This is a genomic window from Ruegeria sp. N7 (genome assembly GCF_056531345.1).
This window is the reverse complement of the sequence record NZ_JBQFLR010000002.1, coordinates 135,194-159,707: the sequence shown is the minus strand read 5'-3', so window position 1 is coordinate 159,707 and position 24,514 is coordinate 135,194. Positions and strand designations below refer to the sequence as shown.

Here is a 24,514-nt window from a genome sequence, read left to right as displayed (position 1 = left end):
ACACTTTTAAGTTGTGCGACAAACAAATGACGCGTCAAACAGCTTGTTTTCTTTGCAATCTCTCGGGCAGGCCATTGGCCCAGGCGCTGATCGTACCGGCGCCGAGGCAGACGACCATATCGCCGGGACGGGCCTGTTCGCGGACGAGGCGTTCAAGGTCGTCTTCATCCAGCAGCGCGCGGGCGTGGCGGTGGCCGTGACGGATCAGGCCCTGCACCAGATCGTCGCGTGACGCGCCTTCGACCAGGTCTTCGCCAGCGGCAAAAACCTCGGCAATGGCCACGACATCGGCGTCGTTGAAACAGGTGCAGAAATCGTCAAACAGGTTGGACAGGCGCGAATAGCGGTGCGGCTGATGCACGGCGATCACGCGACCTTCGGTCGCCTGACGGGCGGCCTTGAGAACGGCGGCGATTTCGACCGGGTGGTGGCCGTAATCGTCGATGATGGTGACACCGTCGATTTCCCCGACCTTTGTAAAGCGACGGTTGACGCCGCCGAAATTGGCCAGCGCGTCGCGGATTTCCGCAGCTTTCATACCCAGATGACGGGCGACGGCAGCGGCGGACAGCGCGTTTGAGACGTTGTGATCGCCGGGCATCGGCAGGGTGCAGCCTTCGATCATCTTGTCTTCGTATTGCAGATGGATGTCGAAATGCGCCACGCCACCTTTGTAGGTCAGGTTCACAGCCCGCACATCCGCCTGCGCGTTGAACCCATAGGTTCGCACACGGCGGTCGGTGATGCGGCCGACAAGGGCCTGAACCTCGGCATGATCGGTGCAGCAGACGGCCAGACCGTAGAATGGCAGGTTCGAGACGAATTCGTAAAAGCCGTCGCGCAGCCTGTCGAAATCACCCCAATGCTCCATATGCTCGGGGTCGATATTGGTGACAATGGCAATGGTTGCGGGCAGGCGGTTGAACGAGCCATCGCTCTCGTCGGCTTCGACCACCATCCATTCGCCCTGCCCCATCCGCGCGTTCGATCCATAGGCGTGGATGATGCCGCCATTGATCACGGTCGGATCGAAATCGCCTGCCACCATCAGTTCGGCCATCATGGTCGTCGTGGTGGTCTTGCCGTGTGTTCCGGCAATGGCAATGTTCGAGCGCAGGCGCATCAGTTCGGCCAGCATGTCGGCGCGGCGGACAACCGGCAGCCCTCGGGCGCGGGCTTGGTCAAGCTCCGGGTTGCCCGGTTTGATCGCAGTCGAGACCACCACGACGGCCGCGTTTTCAAGGTTTTCGGCGCGCTGGCCGACGAAAATCTCGGCCCCCAAACTGGCCAGACGGTCAGTGATCTTCGAGGCTTTCAGATCGGAGCCCTGCACCTGATACCCCAGGTTCAGCAGCACCTCGGCGATGCCCGACATACCAATCCCGCCGATGCCCACGAAGTGGATCGGCCCTACGTCCTGCGGTAGTTTGGTTGCTGGGTTCATGTGGTCTCCTTCTGCGCCAGCTGCTCGACCAGAGCGACCAGACGCTGGGTGGCATCGGGCGCCCCGACCGACAGAGCGCCATGGGCCATTTTCTGTGCGGCTTCGGGGTTCGTAAGAACCGTGGTGATTTGCTGTGTCAGCGTGGGAACGTCAAGCGCATTTTCCGGGATCATGATGGCCCCGCCGGCCTGCACCAGCCCGCGCGCGTTGGCGGTCTGATGATCCCCGGCGGCAGCAGCAAACGGGATCAGGATCGAAGGACGACCGATGACCGAGATATCGGCCACGCTGGACGCGCCCGAGCGCGAGATCACCAGCTGCGCATCCGACATGCGGCGGGGAATGTCATCGAAGAAGGGCTGAACGTCGGCGCGGATACCATGGTCTTGGTAAAATGCGCTGACCCGTTCGCCATCTTCATCCCGCGCCTGATGCGAGACACGGATATGCGCGCGAAGGTCTTCGGGCAGCGCGGCAATCGCACCGGGCACTATATCGCTGAGGATGCGCGCGCCCTGCGAGCCACCCATCACCAGAACCGACATCGGATAGTCACCCGGCGGGATATACCCGGCGGCGGCACGGTCCAGAACCGCGGCACGCACCGGGTTGCCGGTGTGAATGCCATGCGCGCCTTCGGGCAGATCCGTCGGCCAGACGCCGCAGGCCACTTGCGCAACGCGGGTTGCAAACAGCTGGTTCACGCGGCCCAGTACCCCGTTCTGTTCATGGATCATCCGCGGTATTTTCAGCAGGGACGCGGCGCCCAGCGCCGGGATCGACGGATAACCGCCAAAGCCCACGACAACATCGGGTTTGTCGCGCATCATCTGGAAGATCATGCTGGTGACACCACCAGCGATAATCGGGCCAACCATCGCCTTTGCCGCCAGACCGCCACGGGCGAAGGTGGCCGAGGACGCCTCGACAATTTCGGTCGAATGGGGAAAGCCACCGGTATAGCGCGCGCCGCGCGGGTCGGTGGACAGGCGCACGCGCCAGCCCTTGTGCAGCATCGCCTCGGCCAGCGCCTGAGCGGGGAACATATGGCCCCCGGTGCCGCCAGCCGCAATCAACAGGTAAGGGTTCCCCATTATCCTCGTCCGCGCAGAATATCGCCTAGTTCGCCCTGTGGGCGGTTTCGGGTGAAGGCCAGCAGCATGCCAACGGCAATACCGCCAGCAATCAGGGACGAGCCGCCATAGCTGACGAACGGCAAAGTCATGCCCTTGGCGGGCAGCAGACGCACCGCAACACCCATGTTGATCATCGCCTGAACGCCAAACATGCAGGCCAGACCGGTACCGGCCAGACGAATGAACATGTCGCGTTCGCGCATCAGCCGCAGCAGCGAGCGCACGACGATCAGCGCATAAAGCGCAATGATGATCATGACGAGGATCAGGCCGTATTCCTCGGCCGCGACGGCGATGATGAAATCGGTATGGGCATCGGGCAGCGACCATTTCACCTGCCCTTCCCCCACGCCGACGCCGAACAAGCCACCTTCGCGGATGGCGTTGGTGGCATAGCCCAGCTGGGTGGTCGGATCGACCTCTTGATTCAGAAAGCCGTCGATGCGGCGGGCAAAGTGTTCAGAATTCGAATAGGCCAGCATCCCGCCCAGAACGACAACACCGGCCATGCCCAGCAACAGCAGCATCGGGGCCCCGGCTACGAAATACATGACGCCCCAGCCGAACAGGATCAGGCAGGCCTGACCGAAATCGGGTTGCATCACCAGCATGGCCACGATGGCCATGCAGAGCGCAAAGGACCACAACCGCCCCGGAGGGCCATTGATTTCCTGTGAGGCCGCCAGCAGCCAAGCGGCCACGACGACAAAGCCGGGTTTCAGAAACTCGGACGGTTGCAGCGAGGCAAAGCCCAGCGAATACCAACGCACCGCACCCTTGCCGAAATCCGTTCCAAACACCGGCAGGAAGACCAGAGCGACGAAGGCCCCCAGAAAACCCAGAACGGCCAGACGCCGCACCAAGGTTGGAGACATCATCGAAGTCAGCAGCATCGCGATCAGCGCCAATCCGCCGAACAAGGCCTGACGCTCGACATAATGGAAGGGGTCGAACCCGTTGCGACCGGCCAGTGGCGGCGAAGAGGCCAGCCCCAGCAACAGCCCGATGGTAAACAGGATCAGAACGCAGGACATCGTCCAGCGATCGATAGTACGCCACCACTTCGGTAGAATCGGTTCTCCGCGCTGGTCCTGGACCGCGCCATACACCATCTCAGTCATGAGATACCGCCACTCTCTGCCTCGTTAACGCCCCGTTTTCGGGGTCTGGCTACGAGTCTACATGCAATTTGGCGATCAGGCCAGCCTGTTCGCGGGCAAATCGGGATTTCCCGCGCAAGACCCGCGCCGCAGACCCAGACCACCTGTCAACCGTGTTGCGACGGCCATCGGGCGGGAGGCGGCGGGCTGTCAGACTTTGGTCAGCAGCAGCGGCACATCCAGCAGCCCCGCCACACCGAACAGTTCGGCCCTGGGGGGAGGCGTGTAACCGTTGATCGCATCAGCTTGCAGGGTTCCTGCGGCCGAGGACCAATACCAGTGGGCATTATTGAAACGCGTTGCAGATGTTTCGAGGTTCTTGAAGATGGCTTTGATCTGCACCCCATTGAGAACATTGGGCGACTTTCGTTGCATCATCGCGATTGCCCCGGCAACAAGGGCCGAAGCCCCCGAAGTGCCGCCGAATTCGGTATACAGACCAGCAGGATCGTCCACGGCCTTTTTTCGGGTTTCGACAGCCGCGGCAAGGCTGCCTTCGACATAACCCCGGGGGCCCGGCACGTCCAACGTCACCAACCGTTGAGGTGCGAAATCGACAATCGGGATCGCGTCACCACTGCCATCGCGTTTGAGGTGATGTTTGGGAAGAGCGGCCCGATCCTCCAGATGGAAATCAGTGGCCGAGGCTGCATCACGGTCCAGACGAATTTGATAGCGGTTGTATATCTCACCGTCATCCGAGGGGGCGGACACGGTCAGATCAGCAGAATAGTTCGAATACCCGGACCGGTAGCCATTATAGTTGACGGCCCCCACGGAAATGATCCCGTTGGCTGGATCACCGGACAGGCTGGCGGGGTAAATCAATTCACTTCGACCGTCATTGCCAGCCGCGCAGACCACCGGAATTTTCGTGCTGACCCATTCGACGACCTTGTGGAGCGTCGACCACGCCACTGAAATATCGCGCGCGTCACCGTCGGGTTCATCGCGCATCGTCTCGTGCAGGCGCGTCTTTTCGTGCCTGTCCAGACCCGGATAGAACGGTTCGGTAACAGTGGCAGGACGGTCATCATACCCGGGCCAATGGTCCGGGTTCGCTATGTCGCGCGGAAACAGGATGACATGAACATCCTTTTCATGAGCATAAAGAAACGCCGCAATCAACTCTTCCGGGCTGGGTGAGATCGACGTCGTGATCGGAATAATCCTGCTTTTGGGATCAACCCCGTAATACGCCGCGATATTGCCGGTATTGCCGAATTGGTCCGCCGCAAAGCTGGTTCCGCAAGCCAGCCCGGCACAGCTGGTGCCGTGCCCGGCATAGCGATCATCATAAGCATCGATGTAACGCTTAACACCAAACCCCGATCTCAGCCCGGCAATCACCCGCTGTTCCTGCGACGTCAGGCCCGGAATGCCCAAGGGGTTCTGAATGCCCGACAGATGTTGCACATGTTCTTCGATATGTTCTGCCCCTGCCCCAACGGCCGACCGGTCGATGTATTTGACACCGAACGGGTGGCTGGCCAGATCAAGGGCTTCGTCCCGAATGACCCTGTCCGCCGGAACCGGTCCGGTGTCCGGCGCTTTCAGGTTTGGGTGATGCGGGGCCACGCCCATGTCGATCAGGGCGATCTTCGCCTCGGCCAGAGCAGGGCCTGTGAAATCCCAGATCGCGCTGTCGATTTCCGGGCAGGTCTCTCCGTCAGCGGGCGGGGGCGCCTTGACGGTCAAGGCTTTGATCGCGACCAGATGCCAGAGATAGTAATATCGTGCGTAGTCTTCGTTTCCTGCGGTCATTTCGTCACCTCGCGTTGATCCTTAACCCAGCCATTCGTCTTGTGCTTCGTCCATCAGTTCGTCCAGAACCTCGGTCAGGTAAGCCACGGTTTTTCTGGCCAGACTTCGTCCGGCGGCTGTGTCGCTTGGGTAGTGCAGACCAGCCCATTCGCGGTTTTCAGCAATCCGCTGGGCGCGGTGGAACAAAGCGACAGTGCCCGGATGTTCAGGGATCAGCCGCGAGAACAGTTCGGCAATTGCGAAGGATTGGTAGGAATGGTTCGAGGGGTAAGCCGCATGAAAAGGCACCGGGATAAAGGGCCGGATCAGCGGCTGGATGATATTGGGTCTGGGCCGACTGAAGCGGTTCTTGTAGGTCAGGCCAATCTCATTCGTCAGTTCCAGCAGGATCGTCATCAGCGCACGTGTCGCATCAAAGCCACCCTGCTCGTCAATGCCCAGCGGGCTGAGATAGTCATCAATACCAAAGCCAGCCTGCGCCACGATTTCCTCGCGCCGTGTCGCCTGATTTGACCATTTGAGCCGACCTTGCAGGATCAGCAGGTATTCGGTTTCCTTCATGCTTTCGTCAGGGCCCGGGGGCGGCAGAAGGTCGATGTTTTCCCAGACCTTGCCCAGCAGACCGGATGCGGGCAGCATTCCGATCCGGCACAGATCGCGCATCTCGCGCCAGCCGAAGGAGGCATCACTACCGCCAAAGTCAAAATCGCTGCGGTTCCGGTTGCGATTGCGATTTCTGTTTCGGTTGCGGTTTCTGTTGCGATTGCGGTTTCTGTTGCGATTCCTGTTTCGATTCAAAGCAAACGCCGAAGATGCGCTCATCGCGATTGAGGCCGCGCCGAGGGCAGAACGTTTCCCGATCTCATCGTCTTTTGCATCTTTTACGCGGCTTTCGGATCTGAAGGGATCAATGAACTCTTCGTTCTCCATGAAATCAGTAAGGTCGCGCAGTTTCCTATTATCCACCAAATCGGGATTCAGTTCATGGATAACATTGAGGTATTCAATAAAGGTTTTCCGCTGCGCGTCGTAAATGAAGTTGTCCAGCGCTGATCGGTTCTCTCCCGATGTGGTGCTGAGGCCTCTGGAGTTTCTGGCAAGGTTCATCAATCTGATTACTTTGCACGAGATCAGCTCACCACGTCGGACCATCATGCCAAAACCGTTGAGCGTGGAAACGTAAGACATAAGTAAACCCCCTACTTTTACCCCTACTTCAAGCGTGTTGCGGCAATCCGATCCTGGACAGGCCGCTTTCCATCAGTTGCGCGCTGAACCGTGTTGGCACCGGGAACCGGTCCTGCTGGATGCAGGCCAGCGACATGTCCGGTTCCAGATTGGTCAGCCGCTGCAAGGCGAACTCGCCTCGCTGCTGGTCACCTGCGTGCCCGTAAGCCGCAGCCAGATAGCGCATGACGGTCTTGAACTGCGGTTGAACCTCCATCACGGATTCGCCGAACCTGATGGATTTCTCGAACTCGCCATTGACCAGCGCGGCGACACATCCTGCCCCGTCAAACAGATGCCGGTACGGGCTGTGCCGTCCGATAAGCCGTGCCTTCTGCGCAGCTTCCACTGCCAGCGCCGGACGATCCGTGTAGCAATAGAGCATGGCGGCGGAATCCCAGCTCATCGCACGATACGGGCTGAGCTCGAGCGCACGGTCGACCAGATCCTGCGCCACCGAAAACTCTCGGAACACGTAGGAATGCACGTGGGCGACAAGGCCCAGAACAGTGCCGTTATCCGGGTCAGCCTCGACAGCGCGGCGGGCCAGATCGCGCGCCTGCGCTTCCAGTGTAGCATCCCAGGTTCCGTACCGTTCGCCGACCTTGAATGTTGTGACATAAGCCAGCCACGCAAGGTAGACCGGCTTGGGATCAAGCTCGTAAGCCGCCAGAATATCCGCCTCGAGCTGGTCCAGCCCCGGCCCCGTCATCGTCAGCAGGTGATGCACGGCGGCAACGGCGGTTTTCGCCGCGTGATGGGAGGCCGGGTCGCGCATGTGACGCCCGTTCAGCAAAGCCGTCAGCAAAGCGTCGGTGGCATAGCTGATGAACGATGTCAGACCCGAGCAGTTTTGCCCCAGAAAGTCACCCTGATCGGCCACCACATTCTGGCTCCAGATCACTTTTCTGTCTTCTGACCGCATTGCGGTGGCGGACACTTGCAACATGCTGCCACAGGTCGAAGCGCGACACTGAAGGAAAAGATCAGGTCCAGCCGACAGTGGTTCCTTTGGAAGCGCGACCTGCGGCACCCGGTAATCCTGAACCTCGAGCGCTTCGGTTTCGGTAAGGGATTTGGACAGCTGTTCCGCGACGATGTTGGACACGAATGTCGCGGTTTCGGAACTGCCACCGACATCCGGAGACAACAGACCTATCACGAAATTCGGGCGCGGTATGGAGAACGACATCTGCTCGGACCGGAAGGCCGTTGGTTTGGTGGGAACGGGAACCGGCTGTGCTTTTCCGTCCTTCTCATAGGGGACGTCGATGGTTGCGCGGGCCACTTTGAACAGCTCGAGCGTGGCACCGATATTCTTGAGATTGGGCCGCCCGATCGAGTTGAACAGGAAATCCTGTCGTCCGCGCAGCGCATTGCGCACAACGCTTGAGACCAGAACCTCGCCGGATGAGCCGACGCTTTCGATCCGGGCCGCCGTATTCACAGCGTCGCCGATGATCTGCTGGTCAACCTCGAACGTGTCGCCCAGATGTATCCCAATTCGATACCCTTTGGCGTACCGGTCGGGGGCATGGGTCAGGACATCCTGCACCCCCAGCGCAGTTTCGACGGCGGCACGCGCGCTTGGGAAAACGGCGCACAGCCCGTCACCGGTCAGGCCGGTCACCCGGCCCCGAAAGCTGTTAACCAGATCGCTGACGCAATTCAGATCGCGGCGGATTCTGGCCAGTGTTTCAAGCTCGGCCTCGCGGACGGCGGCAGAGTAATCACATGCATCAAGGAACAGGATCGCCCTGAGCCGCGCCTTGGGAAGGTCGCTTGGATTGTTCAAATTCAGAGTAATACCCATGATCGTGTCTCGGAACTCTTTAACTTGTTGAAATGTGCCACCCCGAAAACAGGCGGGCTGGCACGCATCAGAGGCGTGTTGTGATTGCAGATGCAGCCGACGGGTGTGAATGGCGCTGCATTGCGCGGGACGGGCCACGGGCCTGAATGGAAATCACGAGGCATTAATCGGCCCGCTGATGAGATTTGGTTTCTAAAATGCGTTAAGTTCAAAATAATAAGGGTTATTGTATTGTTTTAGTGAACTTCCGTCGACATATTTTTATTTTTGCACATATTTTTCGGTGCAATTTGGCGAATTTACCCGGCATCTGTGGCGCTTTGTGCTTGGCGGGAAAGACGGGCTGACGCGGCAAGACTTCCCGTTAGGAGTGCGCGAGGGCTGACCCCGGTCAAGCCTTTGGCATTGGAGCTTCCTGTTGCCGCTAAACCGGGCGGACGGCATGACACGACAGCGGCTGACTGGTACCGGAAATCGATTCTCCAAAAAGTATCTGAACGTTGCCCGGCCCTCGCCGTTTCAGCCGGTCAAGCCAGTCGCCACCCTGTTCGGTGGCCCCACACGTGGCGGGACCAGGTGCCTCGCACAACCTGAACGGTGCCGCAATTTGACCGGACTCGGGAGTGGTTTTCTGTGATCTGCACGCTTCCAATCCCGCCCCGAGACGCGCGCGCAAAATCCCGACAACCAGCCCAAACCGGCCCCCGCGCAAGGGTGTCACCGCCCGCAGGCCCCGATTTTCCGGGAATCATTCACCTGACAACTAAATCCTTTGCCTCTGGCCCGATGCGCCGGGTTTCACCCTTGTCATCGCCGAAAATCCACGCCAAGGGCGGTGCATGAGGTTCGATACGATCATATTGGGCGCCGGAGCGGCAGGCATGATGTGCGCGGCCCGTTGCGGTGGGCGGGTGCTGGTGATCGACCACGCCAAGGCGCCGGGCGAGAAAATCCGCATCTCGGGCGGAGGGCGGTGCAATTTCACCAATATGTATGCAGGCCCGGACAACTTCCTGTCGCAAAACCCGCATTTCTGCAAGTCCGCGCTGGCCCGGTTTACGCAGTGGGATTTTGTCGATCTGGTGAACCGGCACGGCATCGGATGGCATGAGAAAACGCTGGGGCAGTTGTTCTGTGATGGCTCTTCAAAGCAGATCATCCAGATGTTGCTGGACGAGATGAGCCGCGCCGGTGCCGAGCTGTGGGTGCAGACCGCGCTGCGTGATCTGCGCAAGGATGGCACCGGATTCGCGCTGGAGGTCGAGCGTGAGGGGCAGCGCCTGCATCTGACCTGTGCCAATCTGGTGCTGGCCACGGGGGGCAAATCCATCCCCAAGATGGGCGCGACCGGGCTGGCCTATGACATTGCCCGGCAGTTTGGCCTGCGGGTGACCGACACCCGCGCGGCGCTGGTGCCATTCACCTTTTCGGATGGCCGGTTCAAGGACCTGTCCGGTGTTTCCCTGCCCGTGCGGCTTTCCAACAAACGCACAAGTTTTGACGAAGCGCTGTTGTTCACCCATCGCGGCCTCAGCGGGCCGTCCGTTTTGCAGCTGTCCTCTTATTGGCGCGAAGGTGAGGAGATCGGCGTGAACCTGATCCCCGAACTGCCCCTGTTCGATCTGCTGCGTGCGCAACGGCAAAACGCCGGGCGCAAGGCGCTGACAACGGAACTGGCGCGGCATCTGCCGTCCCGGCTGGTCGAGTATCTGAGCCAAGTCATTCCGATGTCCGGCAATCTGGCCGATCAGTCGGACGCGAAGCTGTCTGAACTGGTCGCGGCCCTGTCTGACTGGCGGCTGGTACCGTCGGGAACCGAAGGGTATCGCACTGCCGAGGTCACACTGGGCGGAATAGATACCGATGATCTGTCGTCGAAAACGATGGAGGCCAAGGATGTCCCTGGCCTCTATGCGATTGGCGAAGCGGTGGATGTCACCGGGTGGCTGGGCGGCTACAACTTTCAATGGGCGTGGTCATCAGGCCATGCCGCAGGTGTTGCCATTGCCGCCAAGATTTAACCTACACTTCCGTTTTGCGCGGCATTAGCCGACGACGTTATACCCGCGACCGCGCATGCAGTTGCGCACGATCACTTCCTGGTTCTGGGTGTTGCTGATCGCGCTGGCACCCACACCGACCAGAGCACCGGCGGCCGCCGCACGGCCCAGATCGCTGGCGCTGTTGTCGATAATTGCCGTGGTTGCCGCAGCACCGGCCGCGCCGATGGCGGCAGCGCCTGCGGTGTTGCTGTCCAGCGTCGGGCGGGACCGCGCCAGCGCCTGACAATTGGCCAGATCGGACTGGTAGTTCGGCCCCACAGGCCCGTCGATGATAGGAACATAATTCGCCCCGCTATTGGCACAGGCCCCGGCCAGCGCAACGACGGGAAGGATGGAGAGAATTTTGCGTGCAGACATTTCCGCTTCCTCTTTATTGAACTTAAGGTGACGCAACCTCAATTCCAACAAAGTGTCAATCTGACTGAAAAATGTCCACACGTACCGGCAGGCTGTTGCAGGTGCGGTGTTAGCCCAGCCGTTTTTGCACCTGCGCCGTGAAGTCGTCGCCACGCTGTTCGAAATTGTCATATTGATCGAAACTTGCCGCCGCCGGAGCGAGCAGAACGGTCTCCCCCGCCTGGGCTTCCGCCATGGCATGCGCCACTGCTGCCTCCATCGTGGTACAGACCTGCGCGTCGACCGTCAGCTGCATCGCAAAGCCCGCCGCCTCACGACCGATGACATAGGCTTTTATCACTTGATCCGCTGCTGCGTTCAGGGCTGCGACGCCGCCTTCTTTCTCAAGCCCGCCACAGATCCAGCGGATCTTTTTGAACGCCATAAGCGCTTTCAGGGCGCTGTCGACATTGGTCGCCTTGGAGTCGTTGACATAGGTTACTCCGCCCGCCTCAGCGATGATCTGGCTGCGGTGGGGCAGGCCCGGGAACGAGTGCAGCGCGTCTTCGATCACGCGCGGCGCAAGGCCCAGCGACCGGCAAGCCGCATAAGCCGCACAGGCGTTCTGGTGGTTATGGGCACCGGGAAGGCCCTTGATCGCGCGCAGGTCGATAGACCCGGCCTGCCGCCCCTTGCGGTATTCCGACAAAAACCCCTTGCGCGCAAAGACCTGCCATCCCGGCCCGGTCAGCTTCCGCGCTACCGAGATACGGATTACACGGTCATCCGCCGGCCCTTCGGCCAGTTGCCCGGCCAGAAACGCACCTCCGGTTTCGTCGATGCCGACAATCGCGCGGTCCGGGCCGCCTTCGGCAAACAGCCTTCGTTTAGCCGCGAAATATCCGCCCATGCCACCGTGGCGGTCCAGATGATCTGGCGAAAGGTTGGTGAACACCGCCACATCCGGGGTCAGCGCGCGGGCCAGTTCCGTCTGATAGCTGGAAAGTTCCAGCACCACGACCGAGCCATCGCCACCCGGATCGATATCCAAAACACCGCGCCCGATATTTCCGGCCAACTGCGCCTCGCGCCCGGCCTCGGTCAGGATGTGGTGGATCAGAGCAGCAGTGGTTGATTTCCCGTTCGAGCCGGTGACCGCAATGACCCGTGGAGGCGTGTCATAGTTGTTCCATTCCGGTCCGGCGAAGGAGCGGAAGAACAGGCCGATATCGTTGTCGACTGGCACGCCTGCATCCAAGGCTGCGGCAACCACGGGGTTGGGTTCGGGATAAAGATGCGGAATGCCCGGTGAAACGATGAGCGTGGCAATAGTGTCAAAAGCCCCCTGTTTGCGCAGGTCGGCACAGGAGAATCCTTCGCCTTCGGCTATGGCGCGGGTTGTCGGGTTGTCATCCCAGCAGACCGGCTCCGCCCCGCCTGCGCGCAAGGCGCGTGCGGTTGCCAGACCGGACCGGCCCAATCCCAGAACCGCAACTTTCTGCCCTGAAAAGCCTTTGACCGGGATCATTCTACACACCTTCTTTGATTTGGATTTGGAGGCCACACTGCACTGAAGAAAATCACAATGACAAGGGGCGTGTCAGGCTCGCGCTGCGGCGCGAGCCGGGCCCAACAGGTGGCAGGAGGGCCGCAGGCCCACCGAACCTGGCGGGAGCCTTACCGCACCTTCAGCGTTGCCAGACCGATCATCGCCAGGATCAGCGAGATGATCCAGAAGCGGATGACGATGGTCGGCTCGGCCCAGCCTTTTTTCTCATAATGGTGATGGATCGGGGCCATCAGGAAGACCCGCTTGCCCGTGCGTTTGAAGTAGAGGACCTGAATGATCACGCTCAGCGCCTCGACCACGAACAGGCCGCCGACAACAGCCAGAACAAGCTCGTGCTTGGTGGCCACGGCAATAGCGCCTAGCGCGCCGCCCAGCGCCAGCGATCCGGTGTCGCCCATGAATACCGCCGCCGGGGGGGCGTTATACCATAGGAACCCGAGACCCGCGCCAAAGAGCGCTGAGGTGAAGATAAAGATTTCACCGGTGCCGGGCACGTAATGCACGTCGAGATATTCGGTAAAGTCGACGCGGCCCACGGCATAGGCGATCACGCCCAGCGTCGAGGCGGCGATCATCGCTGGCATGATGGCCAACCCGTCCAGACCGTCGGTCAGGTTTACCGCGTTGGCGGCCCCTACGATCACGACAATCGCAAACGGGATATAGAAGATGCCCAGATTGACCAGCGTGTCCTTGAATACGGGTACAGCCAGCTGGTTCTGCAACGCTTCAGGATGGTGCAAAGTCGCCCAAAGCGAAGCCAGCACGGCAATAATCACGCCCAATGCGAGGCGCATCCTGCCTGAAACCCCCTGCGTGTTCTGTTTTGAGACCTTCGCGTAGTCATCCGCGAATCCGATGGCCGCATAAGACAGGGTCACGAAAAGCACCATCCAGACATAAGGGTTGTCCAGACGCGCCCAGACAAGGGTCGAGGTCACAAGTGCCCCGACAATCAGCAACCCGCCCATTGTTGGCGTGCCTGCCTTGGAAAAATGCCCCTCGGGGCCATCATTGCGGATCGGCTGGCCCTTGCCCTGCTTTCTGCGCAGCACGTTGATCAGGGGTTTTCCGAAGATGAACCCAAAGATCAGTGCCGTCATGAAGGCACCGCCTGCGCGGAAGGTGATATACCGGAAGAGGTTCCAGAAATCCCCGCCATCCGACAGGGCGGTCAACCAGTACAGCATGACAATACCTTTCTTACACGAGGCGCATGGGCGTGATCACCCATCAAGCGCGCCCCCTTGCCCCATTTTGCGCAGACCGTCAACAATCGAGGCCAATCCCATGCTGAGAGAGCCCTTGGCCAGCACAGTATCGCCATCCCTGACCAGCGAAGGCAACCGTTCGGCCATCTCGGTGCTGGTTTCAGACCAGAGGCCGCGTTTTGCCGGGGGCAGCGCGTGGTGCAGTGCCCGCATCAACGGGCCTATACAATGCACCTGATCAACATGTGCCATCGCTTTGGCATCGGCCATGGCGGCGTGCATCGCCTCTTCCTGCACGCCCAGCTCTTTCATATCGCCCAGAAAGGCGATGCGGCGTTTGCCTTGTGAGGCGGCGAGCACATCCAGCGCGGCCTCCATCGAGGTCGGGTTGGCGTTATAGCTGTCATCTAGCAGTTCGATCTGCCCGCCGCCGGGCAGAGGAATGCTTTCCCGTACACCGCGCCCCTTGACCGGGGACCATACGCGCAGGCCCGCAATGGCCTGATCCAGATCGACACCCAGTTCCACGCAGGCAGCCAAGGCCCCCAGCGCGTTCATGGCGAAATGCGTACCGGCAGAGTTCACCGCAAAGCGGAATACCTGATCACCAACGGCAGCTTCGGCAATCACGGTGTTCGCCCCCTGCTGAACGTCGGTCAGCCGGTAATCCTTTGCGCCTTGGCCGAAATCCACGATCCCGGCCCCCTGCCCAAGTGCCGTTTGGCGCAGGATATCCGCGTGGTCGATATCTGCGTTGACGATTGCCGCGCCACCGGGTTCGAGCCCTTCAAAGATCGCTGCTTTTTCATGGGCGATGCCAGCGACTGACTCGAAGGCTTCCAAATGCACCGCCGCCACGGTTGTAACCAGCGCCACATGCGGGCGGGCCTGTCGGGCCAGCGGGGCAATCTCGCCCGGATGGTTCATGCCAATCTCGATCACCGCGAATTCAGTGTCGCGCGGCATCCGTGCAAGGGTCAGCGGAACGCCCCAGTGGTTGTTGTAACTGGCCACGCTGGCATGGGTATTGCCTTGCGTTTCAAGGATCACGGCCAGCATTTCCTTGGTCGACGTCTTACCGACACTGCCGGTCACCCCTACCACACGTGCATTCGTTCTGGCGCGTGCTGCCTGCCCCAAAGCCTCGAGCGCCGCCTGCACATCATCAACGATCAGCAGTGGTGCGTCTGGCGATACGTTGTCGGGAATATGCGAGACCAAAGCCGCGCCTGCGCCTTTCTCAAGCGCTTGGGCAACGAACTCATGCCCGTCCCGCGCCGCTTTCAGCGCAACAAACAGATCACCGGGTTGAAGGGTGCGCGTGTCGATGGAGACACCATCAGCGGTCCAGTCGGTCGTGACCCGTCCACCCGTTGCCTGAGCGGCCTCGGATGCTGTCCAGAGCGTCATGCGACCCTCCCGTCCAGCGCGGCGACGGAAATGCTGGCCTGTTCGGCATCATCGAAGGGCAGCACCTGATCGCCAACGACCTGCCCGGTTTCGTGGCCCTTGCCCGCAATCAGCAGTGCGTCGCCGGGTTGCAGGGCATCGATGCCGCGCAGAATGGCTTCGGCGCGGTCGCCGACCTCGGTCACGCTGACGTCGCCCGCTGCCTCGAGCGCACCTGCCATGACAGCGGCGCGTATGGCGGCGGGGTCTTCGCTGCGTGGGTTGTCGTCGGTGACGAAAACCATATCTGCGTGGTTGGCAGCTGCCTTTCCCATCAGCGGGCGTTTCGTGGCATCGCGGTCGCCGCCCGCGCCGACAATGGCGATCAAACGACCCATCACATGCGGACGCAGCGCCTTGAGAGCGGTGGCCACGGCGTCGGGGGTGTGCGCGTAATCCACAAAAACCGTCGCGCCGTTTTCGCGGGTTGCGGCCAGCTGCATACGCCCGCGCACGGTGGTCAGATGCGGCAGCGTTTCAAAAACCCGTTCGGGGCTGTCGCCCGCGGCAATCACCAGCCCGCAAGCCAGCAGGATGTTTTCGGCCTGGAACCCTCCGATCAGGTTCAGGCGGGTCTGGAAGGTCCGGCCCTGCCACGCAAATCGCAGATCCTGCCCGGTGGCATCGAACCGCTGGTTGATCAGGCACAGATCGGCGTCGCCCAACCCGACGGTCAGCACCGATTGACCGCGCGCCTGGGCGATCCGGCGGACCCGAGACCCCTTGGGATCGCTCAGATTGATGACCGCGGTGCCATCCTGCGGCAGAACCCGGTCGAACAACCCAGCCTTGGCTGCGAAATACGCTTCAAAAGTCTCGTGGTAATCCAGATGGTCCTGCGTGAAGTTCGAAAACCCGGCAGCGGTCAGGTGCACGCCATCCAGGCGGCGCTGTTCGAGGCCGTGGGACGAGGCCTCCATCGCGGCGTGGGTCACACCGTTTTCGGCGGCTTCCGCCAGACAGCGATGCAGGGTGATCGGCTCGGGCGTGGTATGGGCCAGCGGTGCGGTCCATGCCCCTTCGACCCCGGTTGTCCCAAGGTTGACGGCGGCGTGGCCCAGTTCGGTCCAGATCTGGCGCACAAAGGTGGCAACCGAGGTTTTTCCATTGGTTCCGGTGACCGCAACAATGGTCTGCGGCATCGCGCCGAACCACAACGCGGCGGCCCCGGCCAGCGCCTGACGCGGGTCTTCGACAACCACCAGCGCCGCATCCGACGCTGCAAGATCAGCTGCTGCGATTTTCGCCCCTTCGGCATCGGTCAGGATGGCGGCGGCCCCCATGCGCAGGGCGTATTGGATGAACGAACCACCATGAACCCGCGTGCCTGGAAGGGCTGCAAACAGGAAACCGTCTTTCACCTCGCGGCTGTCAACGGCCAGACCGGTGATCTCGGGGTTAACCCCGCCTCGCGCGGTCAGGGCCAGTTGGCTGAGTTTCTTTGTCCTTGTGCCCATGACCCACCTCTTGCCGGACAGCCTAGTTTGAGGTCAGCGTTATAGCAGCGCCCGCCTCAGGCTCAAGCCGGGGACGCAAGCCCAGCAGAGGTGCCACGCGACCAATAAGTTCGGCAGCTACTGGCACCGCGGTCCAGCCTGCGGTGCGGCGTTTTTCGCCGTAAGCCACGATTGAAGGTTCATCCAGCGTGACGATCAGAACATATTTCGGATCGTAGGCCGGGAAGAGCGTTGCGAAAGTGGCGATGACCTTGTCTTCGTAATACCCGCCGCGTGGCTTGGGCTTGTCTGCCGTGCCGGTCTTGCCAGCCACGTCATACCCTTTCACCTCGCCAAAGCTGGCGGTGCCATCCGTCACCACTTTGCGCAGCATCTTCTGCGCCTGACGCGCGGTTCCCTGCGACATCACGCGCGGGCCGTATTGCGGGCCGTTCTGGCGCAAGATGGTCGGGCTGACATAGTGCCCACCGTTGGCAATCGCGGCATATCCCGCCGCCAGATGCATCGGGCTGGTTGACAGGCCATGGCCGTAGGAAATGGTTACGGTGCTCAGCTCGCCCCATTTCTTTGGCTTCAGCGGCACACCTCCCGTGGCCTCGACAATCTCAAACGGGGTCGGGTCGAACATGCCGAGCGCATTCAGAAAATCCTGCTGCCGCTGCGCGCCGATCTGCAACGCCAGACGCCCGGTGCCACGGTTCGAGCTGTGGACGATCACATCCGCCACGCTGATCTTGCCGTAATTCTTGCCGTTGAACTCTCCGATCGGGAAGCGCCCGATCTTCATCGGGCCGGATGTATCGATGATGGTGTTCGAGTTCACCAGCCCAAGGTCAACCGCCTGCGCGGCGGTGAAAATCTTGAAGACCGACCCCAGTTCGTACACGCCCTGCACATAGCGGTTGAACAGCGGGCTGTCCGAGGGATCAAACCCCGAGGTCGGCGGGCGCGGACGATCATTGGGATCGAATGAGGGCAGCGAGGCGGCGGATACAACCTCGCCCGTATGCGCATTCATCAGAACCGCCGATGCGCCCTTGGCGTTCATGATCTTCATACCGCCGTAGAGCACCTGTTCGACCGCGGCCTGAATGGTCAGGTCCAGCGACAGTTGCAGCGGCTTGTTGCCATTGGCCGGGTCGCGCAGATAGTCGTCAAACTGCTTTTCCACCCCGGCCACACCGATCACCTCGGCGGCGCTGACGCCCTCGCGGCCAAAACCGGAGCCGCCCAGGATGTGCGCGGCCAACTTGCCGTTGGGATAGAGGCGCATCTCGCGCGGGCCAAACAGGATGCCGGGATCACCGATGTCGTGCACGGCCTGTTTCTGTTCGGGCGAAATGCGTTTCTTGATCCACAGGAACTTGCGCTTGCCAGTGAAATCCTTGACCAGACGCTCTTTATCCAGATCGGGGAAGATCGCGACCAGCTGATCTGCTGCCGCAATCGGATCGATCATCAGTGGCGGCTGCGCGTAGACGGAATAGGTATCCAGATTGGTGGCCAGAATGCGCCCTTCGCGGTCGACGATATTGGCGCGCTGCATAGCAATCGCGGCCCCCGGCGCATTGGCCAGTGGCTCCTGCACCTCGGACGTTGCCAACATGCCCATGCGGACGCCAACCACCGAGAATGCGCAGAAGAAGAACAGCCCCAGCACCAGCAGACGCCCTTCGGCGCGGGCGCGGGCGCGGTCTTTCATGTCTTCGTGGCGCTTGCGGATGTTTTCACGCTCGATCGCCTTTGGGTTTTCGCCACGGGCGCGGGCGTCAAGGATACGGGCCAGTGGACGAAGGGGCGTGCGTGTCATGGGATCTGCACCTCGCCCAATGCCTGAATGTCGGTGATGGCCTGCAATTCAATCGGGTCAACGATGGGCAGGTCCGGGTCTTCGGCAAAGGCAATCTGATCGGCGCGCCCGAACTGTTCGGCCCGCAGAGGCAGCAGACCAAGGCGTTCAAAATTCAGGTCCGCCAGTTCTCGCAGCCGGTCGGGGCGGTTCAAATAAGCCCATTCTGCGTTCAGGACCGCCAGCCGCACCTGCGCCATGCCGATCTCGCGTTGCAGGGATTGCGTTTCCTTCACCACCTGTTGGGTGCGATAATTCTCCTGATAGGCCCAAAGCGCCAATCCGAACACGGACAGAGCAGTCAACACATACAAAACACTCTTCATCTTGCCCTTCCCCCAAGTTGAGGCATTCCAATGGCGCGGGCCTCAATTTCCCCCGCCGGAGCATCGGTGCGGATCGCGACACGCAGCTTGGCCGAGCGCGCGCGCGGGTTTTCCTGCAATTCCTGTTCGTCGGGCCCAACAGCCTTGCGGGTCTTCAGCGTGAATTGCGGCTGGTCCTGTTCCATCTCGGGCGCATAGCGGTTCGCACGCCCTGTTTTGCCCGCGCGCGACTGAAAGAACCGTTTGACCATCCGGTCCTCGATGGAATGGAAGGTGACAACAGCCAGCTGCCCACCGGGTTTCAGCGCACGTTCGGCGGCCATAAGGCCCTGAAACAGCTCTTCATACTCGGCATTCACCGCGATCCGCAGACCCTGAAAACTGCGCGTTGCGGGATGCGATTGCCCCGGTTTCGGGCGTGGCAGACAGGATTCGACAATCTCGGCCAGACGCAGGGTGGTTGTGATCGGCGCCTCGGTTCGCGCCCGGACAATCGCCTTGGCAATCCGGCGGCTGGCGCGTTCTTCGCCATAGTGGAACAGGATATCGGCCAGTTGCGCCTCGGTCGCTGTGTTTACCAGATCGGCGGCGCTTTCGCCTTGCTGGCTCATCCGCATATCCAGCGGACCGTCCTTCATGAAGGAAAACCCGCGCTCGGCCTGATCCAGCTGCATCGAGGACACGCCAAGATCCAGCACAACGCCATCCAGATCCTGCGCGTATTCGTCCATGCGCGAGAATACGCCGGGCTGCATCACCAGCCGGTCGCCGTAATCCTGCGCCCAATCTGCCGCCATTTCAAAGGCCAGCGGGTCACGGTCTACACCGATTACCTTGTCTGCCCCGGCCTCCAACAGCCCGCGCGTATAGCCGCCCGCGCCAAACGTGCCGTCCAGCCAGATGCCCGTGACCGGCGCAACCGCAGCCAGCAAGGGGCGCAGCAGAACGGGGATATGTGGTTTTTCAGATGAGGACGCAGCGCCGGCCATGCCGTTACGCATCCCCGGTGCCGTCTAGGAACTGCATCGGGTCAAAATCGTCCGGCAGATCATCCATCCATTCTTCGGTCTTGGCCAGTTCCTCGACCTCGTAGGTCTCGGGCTTCCAGATCTGAAAGGTGTCGCCTGCGGCGATAAAGAACGCCTCGCCTTCGAGGCCGATCTTGCTGCGCAGCTTGGCGGGCAGCACAAGGCGCCCGGTTTCGTCCACGTTGGTCGGGAAGGACTGACCATGGAACATGCGCTGCAACATCCGCCGCTGCATCGAGCCGCGCGGCAGGGCATCGATCTTGGCATCAACCTCGTCAATCGCCTGCATGGTATAACATTCAAGGAACTTGCGGCGGTGGTCACCATAGACAATCACCAGTTCGGGGTTGTCACCGGGCTGCCAGTTGGGATCGGACGATTCAAGCACACGGCGAAACGAGGCCGGGATCGACACCCTGCCCTTCGTATCCACCTTATGGTGGCTTTCACCTCTAAACCTGCGCGCCAAGACGACTGTCCCTTTCGCTTGCGCCCCACCTTGAATTCACGTTCCCCCCGGATGAAAAACGGCGGGTTGATCTGCTGCCACTGATCAACCCGCCGCATTGACCCGCCTTGCGGGATGTCCAGCTGCGCGCGCCACCTGGGGGGATGTCTGCTCGCCCGCGCGCCGGATCTCTTGATTGATGAAAGCGAGATGCCTGTATGAAACCTGAATATTTTTGGTCGGGGTCGTTTGGCGCCCCTGCTGCCTCGTCCTCATCGGATGTATTAGGGATGACATGGGATTTCATGGAAATCAATAGGAATTTTGCGCAGCGTGTCATGCGGAACACGGCCAGAGCGGAATATAATTGAAGGATTCGAGGCCCGTGACACCAGTTTTAGCGGATGATGAAAAAGCAACCCCTATATATAGGAGAATTTTTCAGCTTAAATTTTTCCCGCAATTTCCCAAGAATTTTGCCGGATTTTCTTTTGGACTGGAAATATTGGCCTCAAATGCACAATCAGCCCTTCGAATCGTTCAGAATTTCGGGTCGTTTTCCAGCAATCTCCCCCACGCGACCACATCGCCCCATGATTTCCCACGAGCGATTCACCCAAGCCTTGTCAACATCAGAACGGATATGTTTTGCCCATTTTCCCGCCGAGTGCGCTCAATTCAGAGGCAGACCATCGGGAAGGGCCAGATGCCGCCGACAAAGCTGACCTAGGGTCGACCCCATATTTTCAAGGCGCATCGCGGCAAGAAGAAAAAACTGAGCCAATCTATGCATTTGCTGCATAGCAGCATTGATGTCGCGACCTATTGTGCAATTGCAGCATTTGCCTATCTTCAATCTCAAGCAAGGGCCGGACGATACCGGCAAGACAAAAAGATACGGATGATGAGCATGGCAGTCGCAAGCACGCATACAGCAGTAAAGAACGCACCGGCGTTCGGTTTTGGCGCAGTTCTGGAAAACGCAAAGAACCGGTTCGTGCGCTATCGCCTGTACCGCCAGACCGTCAATGAACTGTCTGCTCTGTCGAACCGCGAGCTGGCCGATCTTGGCCTGCACCGCTCGATGATCCGCCGCGTTGCCCTGCAGGCGGCAAACGAACAAACCGCGCGATAAGCGCAACACGCATACTGAGATCAGGCCCTTCCTCCTCCCTTAGGGTCTGTAATCAGCGGCAACGTCTTCCTCCTCCCTGACGTTGCCGCACCTTATACCGGCCTCAACCCGCCGGACACGGATACATCGGGGCGTCCTCCTCCCTGCCTTGATGTTGAAAGCGCGCGGCGATGTCTTCCTCCTCCCTGACATCGCCGCGTCTTCCTCATACCGGGTTCAAACCCGGGCTCGCATACATCAGGGCTCTCCTCCTCCCTGCTCTGATGTTGACAAGACGGCGGTTCCCTCTCCTCCTCCCTGGGAACCGCCGTTTTTTGTTTTTCGGACACTGGTGTAGGATGGCGTCCTGACTTCTGATGCGGAGGATGCCATGGCCGCCTATTTCATTGCACAGATCAACATTCACGACCCGGACGGGTACCAGGCCTATCTGGCGGGTTTCATGCCGATCTTCGACCGCCACGGCGGTCGCCTGCTGACGGTCTCATCCAAACCGGTCGAACGGATCGAAGGCGATTGGCCCGAAGGCGGGATTGTGTTGATGGAGTTTCCGGATCTTGCAGCAGCGAAAGCCTGGAAGGACGACCCGGATTACATTGAGCTGGCGAAGATCCGACAGGCCACCGCAACCACCAATCTGGTTCTGGTCGACGGGATATGACGGTTCAGAACGGGACGTCATCCTTGTTGGTCAGAAAACGCGAGACCACTTTCTTGATGCCCGCCTTGTCGAAATCGACCTCGACCTTGTCACCTTCTATCCCGATCACCGCGCCGTAGCCGAATTTCTGGTGAAACACCCGTTCGCCCAGCGTGAAACTGGCCAGTGCGGTGGCGTCGATCACCGTGTTGCGGCTTTCGCGGGGTTGCGACATGCCATATTGGCCCTGCCGCGCCTGCAACCGTCTCCAACCCGGCGAGTTATAGACGTTGGCTTCGGCCGCGCGGGTTTCTATGCCTGCCGTCTGATGACCGCCGCCATAAAGGCCCGGAGGTGTCAGCACCTCGACATGGTCTTCCGGCAACTCGTCAATGAAGCGCGAGGGCATCGAGTTCTGCCATTGCCCGAATACCCGCCGGTTGGCGGCGAAGGAAATCGTACAAACCTCTTCGGCACGGGTGATGCCGACATAGGCCAGACGGCGTTCTTCCTCGAGCCCTTTGAGGCCGGTTTCGTCCATCGACCGCTGCGAGGGGAACAGCCCGTCTTCCCAGCCCGGCAGGAAGACGACGGGAAACTCCAGCCCCTTGGCCGCGTGCAGGGTCATGATCGAGACCTTGGCCCCGTCACCGTCCTGTTCATTGTCCATGACCAGGCTGACATGTTCCAGAAACCCTTGCAGGTTCTCGAAATTGTCCAGTTGGTTGACCAGTTCCTTGAGGTTTTCCAGACGCCCCGGCGCTTCGGGGGTCTTGTCGTTCTGCCAATGGGCCGTGTAGCCGGATTCGTCGAGGACGATCTGTGCAAGCTCAATATGCGTATGCTCGGGCGCGCCATAGCGGATCGGCGAAACCCCGTCATCAATAACCGTGTCATCATCGACTTCAATCCGGGGACCGCGTGTCATCGCATTCCACCGGGCCAACCCGTCGATCAATTCGCGCAGGGCTTTGCCGCCCTTGCCCTTAATCAGCCCGTTTTCGACTGCAATCCGCGCACCTTCGACCAGAGACACGCCATTCTCACGCGCCACAATCTGAATGGTCTGCTGCGCCTTGTCGCCCAATCCGCGTTTCGGCGTGTTCACGATCCGCTCGAAGGCCAGATCATCTTCGGGGCTGACCACCAGCCGGAAATAGGCCATGGCATCGCGGATCTCCATCCGCTCGTAGAAACGCGGGCCGCCGATCACCTTGTAGGGCAGACCGATGGTCAGGAACCGGTCCTCGAACGCGCGCATCTGGTGGCTGGCGCGCACGAGAATCGCCATCTCATCAAGGTTCATCGGACGGATACCGCGCGTCCCGCCCTGCATCGCGTCGATTTCCTCGCCGATCCAGCGGGCCTCTTCCTCGCCATCCCAATGGCCGATCAGGTTGACCTTGTGGCCGTCTTTGGCATCGGTCCAAAGCTCCTTACCCAAACGGCTTTCGTTCCCCCGAATGACGTTCGATGCAGCCGCCAGAATATGCGGGGTCGAGCGATAGTTCTGCTCCAGCCGCACCACGTAGGCACCGGGAAAGTCCTTTTCGAACCGCAGGATGTTGCCGACCTCGGCCCCGCGCCAGCCATAGATCGACTGGTCGTCATCGCCCACGCAGCAGATGTTCTTGTGCCCCCCGGCCAGCAGGCGCAACCACAGGTACTGGGCGACGTTGGTGTCCTGATACTCGTCCACAAGGATGTAGCGGAACCAGCGCTGGTATTGTTCCAGAACATCCGGGTGGGTCTGGAAAATCGTGACCATGTGCAGCAGCAGGTCGCCAAAATCCACCGCATTCAGCTCGCGCAGGCGGGTCTGGTACTGGGCATAAAGTTCGATGCCCTTGTTGTTATAGGCCCCGGCATCCGCCGCTGGTACCTTGTCGGGCGTCAGCGCACGGTTTTTCCAATCATCGATGATCCCCGCCAGCATACGCGCGGGCCAGCGTTTGTCATCGATATTGGCGGCGCGAACCAATTGCTTGAGCAGGCGCAGCTGGTCGTCGCTGTCCAGAATGGTGAAGTTCGATTTCAGATCGACCAGTTCCGCGTGGCGGCGCAGCAGTTTGACGCAAATGGAATGGAAGGTGCCCAGCCATGGCATCCCCTCGGCGGGCTCGCCAAGCAGGCGGCCTACTCGTTCCTTCATCTCGCGCGCGGCCTTGTTGGTGAAGGTCACCGACAGTATCTCGTTCGGGCGCGCGCGCGCTGTGTTGAGCAGATGCGCAATCCGGGCCGTCAGCGCCTTGGTCTTGCCGGTCCCCGCCCCGGCCAACATCAGAACCGGGCCGTCCAGATGTTCGACCGCGTCACGTTGCGCCGGGTTCAGTTCATCCAGATAGGGCGAAGGGCGCACGGCCATAGCCCGCGCCGACAGCGATGCGCCTTCGAAGGCGTCCATTTCGTCAAAACTGCTCATGACCCCAAACTACGCCGGATAGAGGCCGAGGGAAAG

Annotated in this window: 19 protein-coding genes; 3 read left to right on the top strand and 16 right to left on the bottom strand. The window is 60.6% G+C overall.

All coding sequences use genetic code 11. The annotated features are described in order from the left end of the window. Nucleotides 1-34: 34 nt before the first annotated feature. From murC to ACR0ES_RS05350, 6 genes are all read right to left on the bottom strand, one after another. The gene (gene murC / locus ACR0ES_RS05375; protein ID WP_480537423.1) at nucleotides 35-1,444 is read right to left on the bottom strand and encodes a UDP-N-acetylmuramate--L-alanine ligase; all 1,410 of its coding nucleotides are present in this window, start codon (nucleotides 1,442-1,444) and stop codon (nucleotides 35-37) included. Further along, on the bottom strand, nucleotides 1,441-2,538 hold the full coding sequence (locus ACR0ES_RS05370) for a UDP-N-acetylglucosamine--N-acetylmuramyl-(pentapeptide) pyrophosphoryl-undecaprenol N-acetylglucosamine transferase (protein ID WP_480869791.1): 1,098 nt from the start codon (nucleotides 2,536-2,538) through the stop codon (nucleotides 1,441-1,443). The genes murC and ACR0ES_RS05370 overlap by 4 nt, the downstream gene beginning before the upstream one ends. Further along, nucleotides 2,538-3,701, bottom strand: a complete 1,164-nt coding sequence (ftsW, locus tag ACR0ES_RS05365; RefSeq protein WP_209504524.1) for a putative lipid II flippase FtsW — start codon at nucleotides 3,699-3,701, stop codon at nucleotides 2,538-2,540. The genes ACR0ES_RS05370 and ftsW overlap by 1 nt, the downstream gene beginning before the upstream one ends. A gap of 189 nt (nucleotides 3,702-3,890) precedes the next feature. Then, a complete protein-coding gene (locus ACR0ES_RS05360; RefSeq protein WP_480545752.1) occupies nucleotides 3,891-5,504 on the bottom strand; it encodes a S8 family serine peptidase in 1,614 nt (537 codons plus the stop codon). A gap of 21 nt (nucleotides 5,505-5,525) precedes the next feature. Continuing rightward, entirely contained in the window at nucleotides 5,526-6,692 is a 1,167-nt protein-coding gene (locus ACR0ES_RS05355) for a phosphatase PAP2 family protein (RefSeq protein ID WP_480869789.1), read from the bottom strand. A 28-nt stretch (nucleotides 6,693-6,720) separates the two neighbouring features. Next, the gene (locus tag ACR0ES_RS05350; protein ID WP_480869787.1) at nucleotides 6,721-8,544 is read right to left on the bottom strand and encodes an adenylate/guanylate cyclase domain-containing protein; all 1,824 of its coding nucleotides are present in this window, start codon (nucleotides 8,542-8,544) and stop codon (nucleotides 6,721-6,723) included. 839 nt (nucleotides 8,545-9,383) lie between these two features. On the opposite strand from ACR0ES_RS05350, the gene ACR0ES_RS05345 reads away from it, so the two are divergent. Continuing rightward, nucleotides 9,384-10,565, top strand: a complete 1,182-nt coding sequence (locus ACR0ES_RS05345) for a BaiN/RdsA family NAD(P)/FAD-dependent oxidoreductase (protein WP_480869785.1) — start codon at nucleotides 9,384-9,386, stop codon at nucleotides 10,563-10,565. 24 nt (nucleotides 10,566-10,589) lie between these two features. Here the strand turns inward: ACR0ES_RS05345 and ACR0ES_RS05340 are convergent, their stop codons facing one another. The 9 genes from ACR0ES_RS05340 to mraZ all read right to left on the bottom strand — a co-directional run bounded on the left by ACR0ES_RS05340 (nucleotide 10,590) and on the right by mraZ (nucleotide 20,302). Beyond that, entirely contained in the window at nucleotides 10,590-10,964 is a 375-nt protein-coding gene (locus tag ACR0ES_RS05340) for a glycine zipper family protein (protein WP_480475937.1), read from the bottom strand. A 109-nt stretch (nucleotides 10,965-11,073) separates the two neighbouring features. After that, complete coding sequence (gene murD, locus ACR0ES_RS05335; protein WP_480869783.1) at nucleotides 11,074-12,471, bottom strand: UDP-N-acetylmuramoyl-L-alanine--D-glutamate ligase; 1,398 nt, start codon at nucleotides 12,469-12,471, stop codon at nucleotides 11,074-11,076. A 149-nt stretch (nucleotides 12,472-12,620) separates the two neighbouring features. Beyond that, entirely contained in the window at nucleotides 12,621-13,703 is a 1,083-nt protein-coding gene (gene mraY, locus ACR0ES_RS05330) for a phospho-N-acetylmuramoyl-pentapeptide-transferase (RefSeq protein WP_480506250.1), read from the bottom strand. Between the two features lie 36 nt (nucleotides 13,704-13,739). Next, nucleotides 13,740-15,134 (bottom strand): UDP-N-acetylmuramoyl-tripeptide--D-alanyl-D-alanine ligase, encoded by a 1,395-nt coding sequence (locus tag ACR0ES_RS05325; RefSeq protein ID WP_480773189.1) that lies wholly within the window; start codon nucleotides 15,132-15,134, stop codon nucleotides 13,740-13,742. Further along, entirely contained in the window at nucleotides 15,131-16,630 is a 1,500-nt protein-coding gene (locus ACR0ES_RS05320; protein ID WP_480773188.1) for a UDP-N-acetylmuramoyl-L-alanyl-D-glutamate--2,6-diaminopimelate ligase, read from the bottom strand. The genes ACR0ES_RS05325 and ACR0ES_RS05320 overlap by 4 nt, the downstream gene beginning before the upstream one ends. A 22-nt stretch (nucleotides 16,631-16,652) precedes the next feature. Beyond that, on the bottom strand, nucleotides 16,653-18,440 hold the full coding sequence (locus ACR0ES_RS05315; protein ID WP_480481879.1) for a peptidoglycan D,D-transpeptidase FtsI family protein: 1,788 nt from the start codon (nucleotides 18,438-18,440) through the stop codon (nucleotides 16,653-16,655). Next, entirely contained in the window at nucleotides 18,437-18,805 is a 369-nt protein-coding gene (ftsL, locus tag ACR0ES_RS05310; protein WP_209504535.1) for a cell division protein FtsL, read from the bottom strand. Before ftsL ends, ACR0ES_RS05315 begins: the two co-directional genes overlap by 4 nt. After that, nucleotides 18,802-19,794: a 16S rRNA (cytosine(1402)-N(4))-methyltransferase RsmH gene (gene rsmH, locus ACR0ES_RS05305; protein ID WP_209504536.1), complete on the bottom strand. Its 993-nt coding sequence runs from the start codon at nucleotides 19,792-19,794 to the stop codon at nucleotides 18,802-18,804. Before rsmH ends, ftsL begins: the two co-directional genes overlap by 4 nt. A 4-nt stretch (nucleotides 19,795-19,798) precedes the next feature. Then, nucleotides 19,799-20,302: a division/cell wall cluster transcriptional repressor MraZ gene (mraZ, locus tag ACR0ES_RS05300; protein WP_209504537.1), complete on the bottom strand. Its 504-nt coding sequence runs from the start codon at nucleotides 20,300-20,302 to the stop codon at nucleotides 19,799-19,801. An 889-nt stretch (nucleotides 20,303-21,191) separates the two neighbouring features. Between mraZ and ACR0ES_RS05295 the strand changes: the two genes are divergently transcribed. Beyond that, nucleotides 21,192-21,416, top strand: a complete 225-nt coding sequence (locus ACR0ES_RS05295) for a DUF1127 domain-containing protein (protein WP_480869781.1) — start codon at nucleotides 21,192-21,194, stop codon at nucleotides 21,414-21,416. Between the two features lie 370 nt (nucleotides 21,417-21,786). Continuing rightward, nucleotides 21,787-22,077, top strand: a complete 291-nt coding sequence (locus tag ACR0ES_RS05290) for a DUF1330 domain-containing protein (RefSeq protein ID WP_480506246.1) — start codon at nucleotides 21,787-21,789, stop codon at nucleotides 22,075-22,077. A gap of 4 nt (nucleotides 22,078-22,081) precedes the next feature. On the opposite strand, the gene ACR0ES_RS05285 is transcribed toward ACR0ES_RS05290, so the two are convergent. After that, nucleotides 22,082-24,478 carry an ATP-dependent helicase gene (locus tag ACR0ES_RS05285; protein WP_480869779.1) on the bottom strand — a complete coding sequence of 799 codons (2,397 nt, stop codon included), beginning with the start codon at nucleotides 24,476-24,478 and terminating at the stop codon, nucleotides 22,082-22,084. Nucleotides 24,479-24,514: the final 36 nt, after the last annotated feature.